This is a genomic window from Larkinella fluvii, assembly GCF_051857545.1.
Classification (GTDB): domain Bacteria; phylum Bacteroidota; class Bacteroidia; order Cytophagales; family Spirosomataceae; genus Larkinella.
On sequence record NZ_JBPZHB010000018.1, the window covers coordinates 37370 to 50293 of the forward strand.

11 protein-coding genes are annotated in these 12924 nt (G+C 51.1%); 2 read left to right on the plus strand and 9 right to left on the minus strand.

From position 1 onward, the window contains the following. Nucleotides 1-14: 14 nt before the first annotated feature. From mutL to ACS5NO_RS31485, 7 genes are all read right to left on the minus strand, one after another. Nucleotides 15-1964 carry a DNA mismatch repair endonuclease MutL gene (mutL, locus tag ACS5NO_RS31455; RefSeq protein ID WP_439418777.1) on the minus strand — a complete coding sequence of 650 codons (1950 nt, stop codon included), beginning with the start codon at nt 1962-1964 and terminating at the stop codon, nt 15-17. 535 nt (nt 1965-2499) lie between these two features. Then, complete coding sequence (locus ACS5NO_RS31460) at nt 2500-3225, minus strand: RluA family pseudouridine synthase (protein ID WP_439418778.1); 726 nt, start codon at nt 3223-3225, stop codon at nt 2500-2502. A gap of 76 nt (nt 3226-3301) precedes the next feature. Continuing rightward, complete coding sequence (gene panB / locus ACS5NO_RS31465; RefSeq protein ID WP_138992889.1) at nt 3302-4120, minus strand: 3-methyl-2-oxobutanoate hydroxymethyltransferase; 819 nt, start codon at nt 4118-4120, stop codon at nt 3302-3304. A gap of 134 nt (nt 4121-4254) precedes the next feature. Continuing rightward, complete coding sequence (locus ACS5NO_RS31470) at nt 4255-5646, minus strand: murein hydrolase activator EnvC family protein (protein ID WP_439418779.1); 1392 nt, start codon at nt 5644-5646, stop codon at nt 4255-4257. Nucleotides 5647-5718: 72 nt separating this feature from the next. After that, on the minus strand, nt 5719-6570 hold the full coding sequence (gene lolB1, locus ACS5NO_RS31475) for a lipoprotein insertase outer membrane protein LolB1 (RefSeq protein WP_439418780.1): 852 nt from the start codon (nt 6568-6570) through the stop codon (nt 5719-5721). Continuing rightward, on the minus strand, nt 6563-8320 hold the full coding sequence (locus ACS5NO_RS31480; protein ID WP_439418781.1) for a tetratricopeptide repeat protein: 1758 nt from the start codon (nt 8318-8320) through the stop codon (nt 6563-6565). The genes lolB1 and ACS5NO_RS31480 overlap by 8 nt, the downstream gene beginning before the upstream one ends. Before the next feature lie 267 nt (nt 8321-8587). After that, on the minus strand, nt 8588-9232 hold the full coding sequence (locus ACS5NO_RS31485; protein WP_114407565.1) for an AlbA family DNA-binding domain-containing protein: 645 nt from the start codon (nt 9230-9232) through the stop codon (nt 8588-8590). A gap of 204 nt (nt 9233-9436) precedes the next feature. Between ACS5NO_RS31485 and ACS5NO_RS31490 the strand changes: the two genes are divergently transcribed. Then, entirely contained in the window at nt 9437-9880 is a 444-nt protein-coding gene (locus ACS5NO_RS31490) for a sterol desaturase family protein (protein ID WP_138992884.1), read from the plus strand. 79 nt (nt 9881-9959) lie between these two features. On the opposite strand, the gene ACS5NO_RS31495 is transcribed toward ACS5NO_RS31490, so the two are convergent. Next, nucleotides 9960-10181 carry a DUF2795 domain-containing protein gene (locus tag ACS5NO_RS31495; protein WP_009284883.1) on the minus strand — a complete coding sequence of 74 codons (222 nt, stop codon included), beginning with the start codon at nt 10179-10181 and terminating at the stop codon, nt 9960-9962. A gap of 197 nt (nt 10182-10378) precedes the next feature. On the opposite strand from ACS5NO_RS31495, the gene ACS5NO_RS31500 reads away from it, so the two are divergent. Beyond that, entirely contained in the window at nt 10379-11122 is a 744-nt protein-coding gene (locus ACS5NO_RS31500; RefSeq protein WP_439418782.1) for a copper homeostasis protein CutC, read from the plus strand. Nucleotides 11123-11213: 91 nt separating this feature from the next. On the opposite strand, the gene ACS5NO_RS31505 is transcribed toward ACS5NO_RS31500, so the two are convergent. Then, a complete protein-coding gene (locus tag ACS5NO_RS31505) occupies nt 11214-12878 on the minus strand; it encodes a sodium/sugar symporter (protein ID WP_439418783.1) in 1665 nt (554 codons plus the stop codon). Nucleotides 12879-12924: the final 46 nt, after the last annotated feature.

Genomic DNA, 12924 nt, shown 5'->3' on the forward strand with positions numbered 1-12924 from the left:
GCATAATAACCATATCAGGACCGAAATAATCCCGCTAATTTATCCAACGCCAACAGGGTTGTAATCGGTTCACCACCGGGCGTATAGGATGGGTTTGATGACGCAATTAATTGGTCGACCAAAGCCCGTTGCTCCGGTTCGGCCAGTTGCTTCTGGTGCCGCGCAGCCGACCGCCGGGCCAGCGAACGGGCAAGGACTTCGGCCCGCTCCAGTTTCAGCCGCCCCGTATCTTCGCGGAGTTGCGCCAGCAGATTGGCAAACAGTTCTTCTTCATTCTCGCCTACCGAAAGCGCCGGAACGCCCCGGATCATAAAGGCATTCTGCCCGATTTCGTCGAACAGAAATCCCAGACTCGTCAAATCGTCGCGCAGCTCAAGGGCCAGGTTGTAATCGACCGGCATCACCGTCACCGTTTTCGGAAACAGCAGTTGCTGCGACACGCCGTTGCGCTTGGTCAGTGCGGCCTGGTATTGATCATACAACACCCGTTCGTAGGCCCTTCGCTGGTCGATCACCAGCATACCGGCCTGAACGGACGTTACCAGATAGCGGTTATGCACCTGAAGAATGGGACCAGCCCCTTCCAGAGCAACCGCTGACGTGATGAGTTTGTTCACCCGGCTTCCCAGCGTTACCGACTCGATTTCGGCCTGCGAATCGGCTGATGCGTTGTTTTCAAACAGATTCTGCGCTTCCGTCGCCGGGGTTTCGTTGGTTTCCAGCCCTTCAAACAACGCCTGCCAATTAGCGGCCGACTTGCGTGGAAAGTCAAAACTGGTGGCCGCTTTGTGTTCAGCCGGTTCGGTCGACCAAGCGGGGGACATCGGGCGCAGGGGGGACCGGCTTGTTGCATCCGATTGACCACTTCCGTTTCCCACTTGTACTTCAGACGTACGACGGGGGGCCGGGGTCACAGGCAGGAAGTTCACATTGGAATCAAAATCGAGCGAAGGGGTCAAATTATAGACGCCAACGGCCTTCCGAACAGCCGCCATGACGATGGCATACACCGAGCGTTCATCGTCGAACTTGATTTCGGTTTTGGTAGGATGGATGTTGATGTCGATGTGCGACGGATCAATTTCGATAAACAGGACGTAGAAAGGATGAAAACCGTCCTGAATCGTTCCTTCGTAGGCACCCACGACGGCATGATGCAAATAATTGTGCTTGACGAAGCGCGAATTGACAAAGAAAAACTGTTCTCCCCGCGTTTTGCGGGCAAATTCGGGTTTGCCGATATACCCCCGGACGTTCACATACGGCGTTTCTTCTTCGCAGAAAGCCAGTTGTTCGCGGTATTGCTTTCCAAACAAATCGACAATCCGGCGGCTCAGCTTTCCGGCCTGCAGGTTGTAGACTTCCGAATCGTTGTGATATAGAGAAAAGGCTACCTCCGGATGGGCCAGCGCGACACGCTGAAACTCATCGAGTATATGGCGCATTTCTACCGAATTGGTTTTCAGGAAATTGCGCCGGGCCGGCACATTAAAGAATAAGTTTTTTACCAGAATATTCGTTCCCGGCAAACACGAAACCGTCTCCTGGGTTTTCAGTTCGGAGCCTTCCATCCGGATAAGCGTTCCCAACTCGTCGTTGGTGCGGGATGCGTCGGACCGTCTGGTGCGCAGTTCAACCTGGGCAATGGCGGCAATGGATGCCAGGGCTTCGCCCCGAAAACCCATCGTTCGGATGCGAAACAGGTCGTCGGACGAACGGATTTTTGAGGTCGCGTGTCGTTCAAAACTCATCCGGGCATCGGTTTCCGACATGCCAATGCCATCATCTATAATCTGAATCAGTGTTTTCCCGGCATCCCGAATAATAATTTGTACGGTTTTTGCTTGGGCATCTACTGAGTTTTCCAGTAATTCTTTGACCACTGATGCCGGGCGTTGCACCACTTCCCCTGCCGCAATCTGATTGGCAATTGAATCCGGTAACAGTTGAATAATATTCAACATTTTGTATTTATCTACTATTTCAAATCCTTAATGGAAGAACAAATTACTATTTTTCCACGACATAGCGAAAAGCAATCAGACCAGCTGTTGTAATTTAGTAAATCTTTTTTTTTGAATGTTTGTTATAGAAATAATTCAAGAGTAATTTTGAATATAAGCAGAAACCAAACGTTTCTATCTTGGAATCCAGTACAGTACCAATAGGGGTTTTAATACCTTGCGTTCCGTTAAAAGTGGCACCCTTTTACCCAAATACCGAGATGAAGAAGGTCAAATTGAACATGATTTTGCACTGGGTCGTTTTCTTCCCCATTATTCTGCCTTTATGTATGATTTTTGGCGCTTTTCAGGGAGCGATTCAGATGGCAGACAAAGTGCTCAACCAGTTTTGGTCTGATGTAGCACCCACCGTAAAGTAAGCGGTTTGTATCCCTCATTTTCCGGTTCGAAGACCGGTTTCTCTTCGCCCGAATATCTACGCCATTTTAACGAATTGTAGGATGATTCTACGTTGGCCTTTCGCTGATGGGAGTGATCAATAAATAAAATCCAGGTTTTTATCCTTGTAATCTTCCGGATCAAGCGCTAAAAACTCTTCCCAAAATGGACTATTTGGAACCCCGGCTTTACAGATCAGGGGTTCTTTTTTTATGGGATGAATAAAATAAAGCCGTCTGGCATGTAAATTGATGCTGCTGTCCTGATTCGGTCGCGGGAAGCCGTACTTGATGTCTCCCCGAATCGGACAGCCCATACTCGCCAATTGCACCCGAATCTGGTGCGGCCGACCCGTAATCGGATTGACTTCCAACAAATAATGATCGTTGATTTTTCCGAGTAAACGGTACGTCAGTTCGGCCTTTTGCGAACCCGGCACTTCATCGTCATAGGCTTTGACGGTATTCGTCGCTTCATCTTTGAGCAGAAAATGGGTCAGTCGCCCTTTCTCCTCCCGGGGTTTTCGCCCCACCACAGCCCAATAGGTTTTCTGAACCTGCCGTTTTCGGAAGATTTCGTTCATCCGTTCCAGCGCTTTCGACGTCCGGGCAAACACCACCAGCCCACTGACGGGCCGGTCGAGCCGGTGAACGGTTCCCAAAAACACATCGCTGGGCTTATCGTATTTTTTCTTGATATAACTTTTTATCATATCAAGCAGTGGCACATCACGGGTTTTATCCGCCTGCACCAACACACCCGGCTCTTTATTGACAACAATCAGGTGGTTATCTTCGTAGACAACGACGTATTTCTGTTTCATTCGTTTGGAACGGTTTTTCAAACCGTCTTTTGTGCCTTCCTGATAAGCCGGGCTGGGCTCCCGACCGTTCGTTCGGCTAATAGGCTTCTTCTTTACTCGGAAACTCGCGGTCTTTCACATCGTCGACATAATGCCCGATGGCCTGTGTAATGACGCCGTGCAGGTCGGCATACCGGCGCAGGAAACGCGGTTTGAATTCTTTGTTGATGCCCAGCAGGTCGTGCAACACCAGAATCTGGCCATCGGCATCCGGTCCGGCCCCAATACCAATCGTCGGAATGGTCAGACTTTCGGAAACCTGTTTGGTCAATGCGGCCGGAATTTTTTCCAGAACAACGGCAAAGCAGCCAATGTCTTCCAGCATTTTCGCGTCTTCCAACAGTTTTTGGGCTTCGGTTTCTTCCTTCGCCCGAACGGCATAGGTCCCGAATTTATAGATCGACTGCGGGGTCAAACCCAGGTGGCCCATCACGGGAACGCCCGCGCTCAGAACCCGGATAATCGACTCCCGAACTTCCAGACCGCCTTCCATTTTCACCGAATGCGCACCCGATTCTTTCATGATCCGGATGGCCGACCGCAGGGCTTCCGATGAATTCCCCTGGTAGGAACCAAACGGCAAATCGACCACGACCAGCGCCCGCTTCACGGCCCGAACCACCGAGGTAGCGTGGTAGATCATCTGGTCCAGCGTAATCGGCAGGGTCGTTTCGTGGCCAGCCATCACGTTGGAGGCCGAATCACCCACCAGGATGATTTCGACACCGGCGGCATCGACCAATCGAGCCAGTGAATAGTCATAGGCAGTCAATGCCGAAATTTTCTCTCCCTTGCTTTTCAGCTCCTGAATAACATGGGTAGTGATCCGTTTGATGTCGGGGTTATGAACAGACATTCCTTAGGTAAACCGTTTTAAATAGTCAGTGAGCAGGATTTAGCAGGCAATCTACGGGTATTCGTAGCTAATAAAACCACGATGGCGGCAAAATGATTCTGTTGAAGGTTAACGGTTTGCGGTTTAGGTTAAAATCAACGGTCGATCAGCCAGGATTCGGGGTTCATCCGGCTGGTGCTTTTCCAGACCTGGAACTGCACTTCCGCCACGCCATCCTTGTCGGTGGCCACCACGCCAATCACCTCGCGGGCTTTGATGCGCTGCCCAACCTGCACCGACACACTTTTCAGTTTGGCGTAAACCGTGTAATAATCCCCGTGCTGAACAGCCACGATGTTGTGCATCCCGGTTACGTAGGTCGTATACTGAACAATCCCGTCATAAACCGCTCTCACCACCTCGCCGGGCGTGGTCTGAATATCGATGCCGGGATTATCCTGCATGACGCCTTTCAAAACCGGGTGCGGTTTTACGCCGTAATGATCCGAAATGAAGCCCCGCGTGACGGGCCAGGGCAGACGGTTTTTGGAAGAAGCAAAAGAAGACGCCAGAGCCGCTTCTTCGTCATTTAGCAAATTATTTCGTCGCTCATCGGGCTTGCGGGCGGTTCGTTCCGACGCTTCTGCGGCCGATTCGGTGGCCTTGGGTTCAACGGCTTTCGGTTCAGCCGTCTCCGGTTCGTCCGATTCTGCTGCGGCAGCGGCCCGTTCAGCTTTGGCTTTAGCTGCGGCTGCCGCAGCGGCTTTTTCACGGGCGATCCGCTCCCGTTCGGCTTTCAATCGGGCCAGCCTGGCCAGGCGTTCCCGCTCTTCCCGTTCGCGAATTTCCCGGCGAATCATTTCCGTAATGGCCGATTCCAGCCGATTGACGGCCTTCCGACTTTCGGCCAGTTCGGTCCGCAAATCCTGTTCTTTCTCGCTTAGTTCCTCGGCAACCCGGTTTTTCTCATCCTTCAGCCCTTCCAGGCGCTTCGATTCGTTGACCTGCACGGCCAGTGTCCCCTGCTGCTGTTTCTTTTTACGCTCGACGTCCTGCTGCTTTGTAAGCATCTCCTGCCGTACTTTCTCCATCTGCCGCACCTGGCCCTGCCGGGCTTCGGAATATTGCTGGAGGTATTTGTACCGCGCCACCAGTTGATTAAAATTTTCGGCCGAAAACAGAAAGCCCAACGGGTTGACCTGCTGCCGGCGTTTGTCGGCGGCATAAATCATTTCGCCGTATTCCTTTTTGAGTTTTTCGAGGTTGTTCTGCAACTGGTTGGAAGTCCGGCGCAGTTCCTGAATTTCGGACGTCATCAGCTTGACATCTTCCGTCAGCAGGTTGATCTGTTTGGATTGGGCCGCAATTTCCTGATTCAGCGCTTTCAGTTGGCCGAGGGTCGCCTGTTTCTGCGAAGAAGTTTTTTTCAGAATCGTCCGGATCTGCGAGACCTTCTCGATGTTCTGCTTTTTCTCTTTTTCTAACTGCTGACGACTCCGCTGCTGGGCCATTACGCTCCCGCCAGCCAGCCAGCATAGGGTAAGCACAAGGATCAATTTCCTCCAATCGGTAGCCCGAACCACTCTGTACTTCATAAGCATCTTGCAATACCGGGGCAGTTACGGTCTCCGCTGGTATTTTGGCGGAATGCTGAACGGAAAGCCCGGATTTTTATCGGTAAGCTCTACTTTATTGTGTCGTATTCGTAAGACGGTCTGGTAAGGTTGACCGTCGTTTTTGGATTTGTAATCGACGGTTACCAGACTGGTGTACGGAAACAGGAAATTATTCAATACCGTGAAGTCTTCATAATCCAATGTCAGCGAATTCTTGGTGGGTTGCTCCACCACCAGCAGTTTTTTCAGTTTCCGGTTTTCTTCTCCAATATAATTGTCGACCATTACCTTGCCTTCGCGCTGCCGCAACAGGAGGTAATCCTTCTCGTTTTTAACCCGTTGGGCCGGTTCCTGGGGCAGCGGCAAATTCCCGATCAGCAGCGACTGGATCAGACCGAAAGTCAGGTTGAAATTAAACCGCTGACTCAATGACGCGTAATCATACACGGAATATTCGCGGTGAATGCGATCCATAATCACCACGGAATCTTTTGTAATCAGCGCCCGTGCCACTTCAACCCCAACGCCCGACACCGACAACCAGATCAGGCTGTCTTTATCGATACGGAGGTTTACGTTTGCGTTGTTGATGTCCTGGTCTTTGCTTTTGAACGAAACCTTCGATTTGGCCGTCAGGTAAGCAAAGTCAACCTGGTCGACGGTCGCCTTGGGGTCAACGGAAGACACGACCGGGGCGGTGGCAATCGTATCGGTCCGGATTGGGGTTTGGGCTTGCACGGAAACCGTATCGGCTGTGGGCGAAGGTGGGGCGTTGCGGAACAGTCTCCGCCGACGACATCCTTCCGATGTACACAGCATGATGACGCACAAAAGTCCAATAAGGTATTTACTCATAAATTTTTCCGGTTGCAATTTTCTTGTCCAACCGCTCGGTCGTTTCGCCTTTTAATTTGGCCCGCTTCCACTGTTCAATTGCCTTGTCGTGCTCGCCAAGCTGGTATAACACATCGCCGTAGTGTTCGATAATGGTCCCACTCACATTCTGATCGGCCTGAATGGCTTTTTCGAGGAAAGTCCGGGCTTTGGCATAGTCCTTCATGACATACAAAACCCAGGCGTAGGTATCCAGATAGGTCGCGTTGTTCTGGTTTTTTTCAACCAGTCGCTCCGACATTTGCAGCGCCAGCGGCAATTTCTCTTTCCGCAGAGACAAAAAATAGCTGTAGTTATTCAAAACGTGATCGTTGTCCGGGTCTTCTTTCAACACCAGTTCGTAGGCTTCGTCCGACTTCTGGTGGTCGCCCATGCCGTTGTAGACGTCGCCCAACTGCGCGTTCACGCTTTTCATCAGCTCGGCGTTGGTGGCCGAAAGCCGCCGGGTTTCCTCGTAGGCTTCAATGGCTTCTTTATACCGTTTCTTGAAATAATTGGCCGATCCGTTAAACGCCCAGATGACGCCCTGATTCGGGAATAATTCCAGCGCCTGTTCGGAGTGAACCAACATGCTGTCCATCTGATTCAGTTCACCGTCGAGTTGCAGAATGGCCCCCCAGACTTCGTAGGTCGCTTTGTCCAGACGGGCGGCTTTAACGTAATAATCCCGGGCTTCGGCTTTTTTACCCTGTTGCACCAGCAAGTCGGCATAAATGGCCTGCGAACGGGCGTCTTTGGGATGAGCCGCTGCCAGCTCTCTGGCCAGTTTCACGGCACTCTGCCTGGCTTTTTCGTCTTTACCAACCACGCCAATGTAACTTGATAAGATCCGCGCTTTAATATCAGCTTCCAGGTTCGGATTCGAAAAAACCTTGTCAAGTTCCTGGCTGCATTTTTCCAGATCACCCTGCTTGCGATATAGATCGGCCAGCATGACGTGGGCCTGGGGCAAATCCGTGTTGACTTTCAACGCCCGCTGGAGCCAGTCCACTGCCTGATCGTTCCGGTCGTTGGCAATCAGCAATTCTGCCCCTTCGAGCAGGTAATCGGTTTCGCCGGGTTCAGAAGCCACCAGTTTTTCAGCTTCCTGAATGGCTTTTTCCACTTTATTCTGCTTCAGGTAAATCCGCTGTTTCTGCCGGATGATTTCTTCGTTCATGCCGGTGGCCTTCTCCACCTTGTCGTACATGTCGAGGGCCTTGTCCGGTTTTTCGTCGAACAGGTAAATGGCCGCCAGTTCAACGCCATATTCTATATTTTCCGGGCTTTTCTTGATCAGTTCTTCATACAGATTTTCGGCATCGGCGTATCGTTTCTGCTTCACCAGCAGTTCGGCCAGTTGCAGCACATAATATTTGTTGGTGCCTTTATCCAACTGAACGGCTTTCTGGGCGAAAGGAAGGGCCTCTTCCGGTTTGCTCAGTTTCATCAGGGCCGTAGCGGCTGCGTAGTTGGCCGCCGGGTTTTCGGGATCAAGCTGGATAACTTTCTGGAATTGCGGTACTGCTTTGGCCGGTTCGTCCATCATCATGAACTTCATCCCTTCCGTAAACAGGGACTCCTCCACGCCCCGAACGCCCTCTTTCGGCTTCTGCTGGTCTTTTTCCTTGGATTTGCGTTGTGCCTCAGCGGGTGTGATGCTCCACACCATCAGGCAACCGATACCGGCAACCAGCCATTTCCGCCAATTGGGTTTTACCAGATAGTGCATCTGTATGAGTTACTTAAATGAATTGAACGACTCTGAATGCCCACCGGGCTCTCCTGTTCAAACGTGTCAGGCACAGTCTCTATTGCAACCGGATGCAACCATTGGTCACAATATGCAAAGGTAGTGGAAAACCGTCAGAACCTTTGACCAGGAAGAGATTGAATAATGATAAATGTAAAATGATGAATGCAGAATGTAAAAGTGTTCCCATGCCGCACATTTTTACATTCTGCATTCATCATTTTACATTCATCATTAAGACCCTTGTCACCCCATCCGCGTCGTAAACCGATCTACGGTTTCATGGGGATGAATTTCCAGCACATTGGCCAGCACCAGCAAGACCAGGGTTCGGGAGGCCATTTTTCGGGGAATGTTGGCGATGTTGGCGAAGAGATCGACGGTAATGCTCTGGTTGCGATCCAGATGCTGCATTAAGGTCTGCTCTTTGTCGCCATACGTAAACCGCACGGCCCGCTCGGCGGTTTCGCCTTTCATAATCTCGCGCACCTCCTTGCTGGCCTGAACAGCTTTGTCGTCAACCCGAATGTAGGCCCGCCGGAAATCATTGAGCGGATCGTCGACGTAATGCGGTTTTCGCTCACTCTCCGGAACCGTAATCACCAGCACTTCCCGCTCGTTGGCGAGTAGCACGCGTTCCATGGAGTAGGTAATGGTGGGCGTACAATACCGTTCGATGGCGCGTTCCAGCAGGTATTCGTCTTCGTCGACGTGTTTAAGGCCCTGGATGCTTTTGTCGTCGCCGATGCCAATGAGCAGTTTCCCGCCCTCAGTGTTGGCAAACGCCACAATTTCACGAATAATCCGTTCGGGGTGATTGGACTTTAATTTGAATTCGAGATGCGTTCCCTCACCCTGTCTAACCAGTTCCTTGAGCGCCCTGTAGTCCATCCGTCAGTCGGCTGTGTAGGTATCAGGAAGGATGTCAGCCCCTCCCTTGCTTTTAAATATAACCGTTTTAACCCATACGAACCAAAAGGTTGAACAACTATTTTACCGGAAATTGCCGTAATTTTGTCCGTTGTTCTCAGTATTAACCATTTAAACTAGTTAGCGGTTTTACCTTTGGGTAGGATCTGATCTAGTAACGAAAAAATGCTGGTAAACGTTGTTATCGTCCTGGTTACGTTTGTGGGAATGGAAGGGGTGGCCTGGTGGACACACAAATACATCATGCACGGTTTCATGTGGCGCTGGCATCATTCGCACCACAACCACCATGCCGGTTTTCTGGAGCGAAATGATCTGTTCAGTGTCATTTTCAGTTTGGCGGCTGTCGGAACGGTGGTGGTGGGCTTCGAAGTCGACTCGCTCTGGTTTCTGGCACCAATTGGCATTGGCGTGACCTTATACGGTATTTTTTATTTTATTTTCCACGATGTTATTGTCCACCGTCGGATCAAAATCCGGTTCAACACCCGAAATTCGTACCTGAAGCGAATCATCCGGGCGCATTACATTCACCACAAGGTTCACAAGCGCCAAGGAGCCGAAGCATTCGGTTTTTTGTATGCGCCGAAGAAATACCGGAATCGCTGATTTCCCGCAAATGGCAAAACCCATAAAGTCACAACGTTTGCGCTGTACCTTTATGGGCCAAATTCATGGAAACAACCGGCTAATACTCGTCTTCGTTGAAGAAGAAATCGTCCTTGGTTGGGTAATCAGGCCATATTTCCTCGATACTCTCGTAGGGCTGACCGTCGTCTTCCAACTCCTGCAGGTTTTCAACTACTTCTAAGGGAGCGCCAGAGCGGATCGAGTAATCAATCAACTCATCTTTGGTAGCCGGCCAGGGGGCATCTTCCAGATAGGATGCCAATTCGAGTGTCCAATACATACGCGTTGCTGCTAAAATATGACGACTGATTGTCGTAAAATTGTGCAAAAGTAAAAAAATATGAATATCCTATACATGTCGCTGAAAATTCTTTCAGAAACGGTACGGATGCCGTTCAGGCCATTTAACCGAATCCCGGTTGAAAATGTTTGTATTCTTTCGTCAAACTTCTTCTTTTTCTAACCGTCTATTAATCAATGAACATTGAAATTTGCGCGTTTTCCCTGGAGTCCTGCCTGATTGCGCAGGCCAACGGTGCCACCCGGATCGAGTTGTGTGGGGGAGCAGGGGAGGGCGGCACCACGCCGAGCTACGGCCTGATCGAATTGGCCCGCCAGCAGGTAACGATTGCCCTTTACGTTATGATACGTCCCCGTGGAGGAGATTTCTTATACAACGCCACCGAACTGGCGGTGATGCGCCGGGATATTGAAGCCGCGAAGCAAGCCGGTGCCGACGGCGTGGTGCTGGGCCTGTTGAAGGCCGACGGTACGGTCGATGAAGAAAAAACCGCCGAACTCATTCAGTTAGCCCACCCCTTAGCGGTTACGTTTCACCGGGCGTTCGACCTGACGCGCGATCCGGAAGAAGCCCTGGAAGCCGTGATCCGAACGGGGGCCAAACGGATTCTGACTTCGGGGCAGCAAGCCAGCGCAGAAGCCGGTATTCCGCTTCTGACGAAGCTGGCTGAACAGGCCGGTAACCGCATCGAGATTATGGCCGGCGCGGGCGTGACAGCCGCCAATGCCGCGTGCCTGGCCGCAACAGGTGTTCACGCGCTCCACCTGACGGGCAAACAGGTAATGAACAGCGGCATGGAATACCGTAACCCCAACGTGCCAATGGCTTCGGTAACAATGAGCGAATACGAATGGCTCAGTACGAGCCGTGAAGTCGTCCGGGCGGTGGTCGAAGCTACAAAAACTATTTCGCGGAGTTGAGCGGAGAAAAAGGAGTTAAGCAGAGTTTATATTTTTCTCTGCTTAACTCCTTTTTCTCCGCTCAACTCCGCGAAATAACTCAAACCTCTTTCTACCAGAAATACCCGTATAAAAGTACAATAATGGCCAGCACAACGGCGGCTCCGATGGCGAAGCTGGAGGACGTTTTGAACATGCTGCTGTCAATCTCCAGCCCTTTGTCACTGGGCTTTTGCAAACCAAGCACGATCATCACAGCGACACAGATCAGGAAGACAAAGCCCATCGTATCGAGAAACGGAATGGTGTAGATGCCATCCGGGTTCGGGACGGCAAAACCGGTTGGGGCCAGAAATTGCAGATCTACCAGACCGGGCAGCATGTATTTGAAAAACAGCGACAACAGGAACCCGCCAACAATGGCGAACAAGGCCCCGGCCGAGTTGGTTTTTTTCCAGAAGAAACCCATGATAAAGGCGGCAAAAACGCCCGGTGACACCAGCCCCGTCATTTCCTGGATGAACTGAAAACCGCCTTTTTTGTCGATTCCCATAAACGGCGAAATGAAAATGGCCATCAGCATCGACACCCAGATGGCAATTCGACCCACCCGCACCAGTTTCTTCTCACTGGCATCCGGTGCAATGTATTTCTTGAAAATATCGAGCGTAAAAATGGTCGAAATCGAGTTGGCTTTCCCGGCCAGCGAAGCCACAACCGCAGCCGTCAGTGCGGCAAACGAAAGACCTTTCAGACCGGCGGGCAGCAAATTGAGCAAAACCGGATAGGCATGATCTTTATTCACTTCGCCCGTCGCATCGAGCATTTCCTGTTGAAACAAGCCCTGCTGATACAGTGTGTAGGCGGCAATCCCCGGCAAAACCACGATAATTGGCATCAGGAGTTTCAGAAATGCCGCAAACAGAATACCTTCCCGGGCGGTTTTCAAATCCGCCCCCAGCGCCCGTTGCGTGATGTACTGGTTGCAGCCCCAGTAGTTTAGGTTCACAATCCACATCCCGCCGATCAGTACCGTCAAACCGGGTAGCGACGCGTAATGCGGGTGACCCTTCGGAAAGATCATGTGAAAATGGTCTTCGGATTTCGCCAGCATGTGGTTGAAGCCGTTGAGGATGCCGGTGGTACCGTTCTCCGACGAGACCAGATTGACCGCCAGATAGGTGGTGGCCAGCCCGCCCAAAATGAGAAAAAACACCTGAATCACGTCCGTATAACCAATCACTTTCATGCCGCCCAGGGTGATGATAACCGCAAAAACGGCCAGCGCAAACATACAGAATGTAAAATTGAGTCCCGAAATGGTGGAAACCGCCAGCGCGCCCAAAAACAGAATCGACGTCAGGTTGACCAGGATGTAAAGAAACAGCCAGAAAATGGCCATGATCATCGCAACGGTGTTGTTATACCGTTTGGTCAGGAACTGCGGCATCGTAAAAATCCGGTTCTTGAGGTAGATCGGCATAAAAAAGACGGCGACCACAATCAGCGTAGCAGCAGCCATCCATTCGTAGGTGGCAATGGCCAGCCCCATCGCAAAACCGTCACCGGAAGCACCGATGAACTGCTCCGCCGAAATGTTGGAGGCAATCAGTGACGACCCGATGGCCCACCAGGTGAGTGACCCTTCGGCCAGAAAAAAATCGGTAGAGGAGGTTTCTTTGGTCTTTTTTCGTTGGTAAATCCAGTAGCCGTACGACGCTACAATGATGAAATAAATGAAGAAAACAACGTAATCGAGAGTCTGTAATTTTTGCATGACGGCAACTGTAAGCGGGGAAGAAATAAGCTTAGGATTATTACGA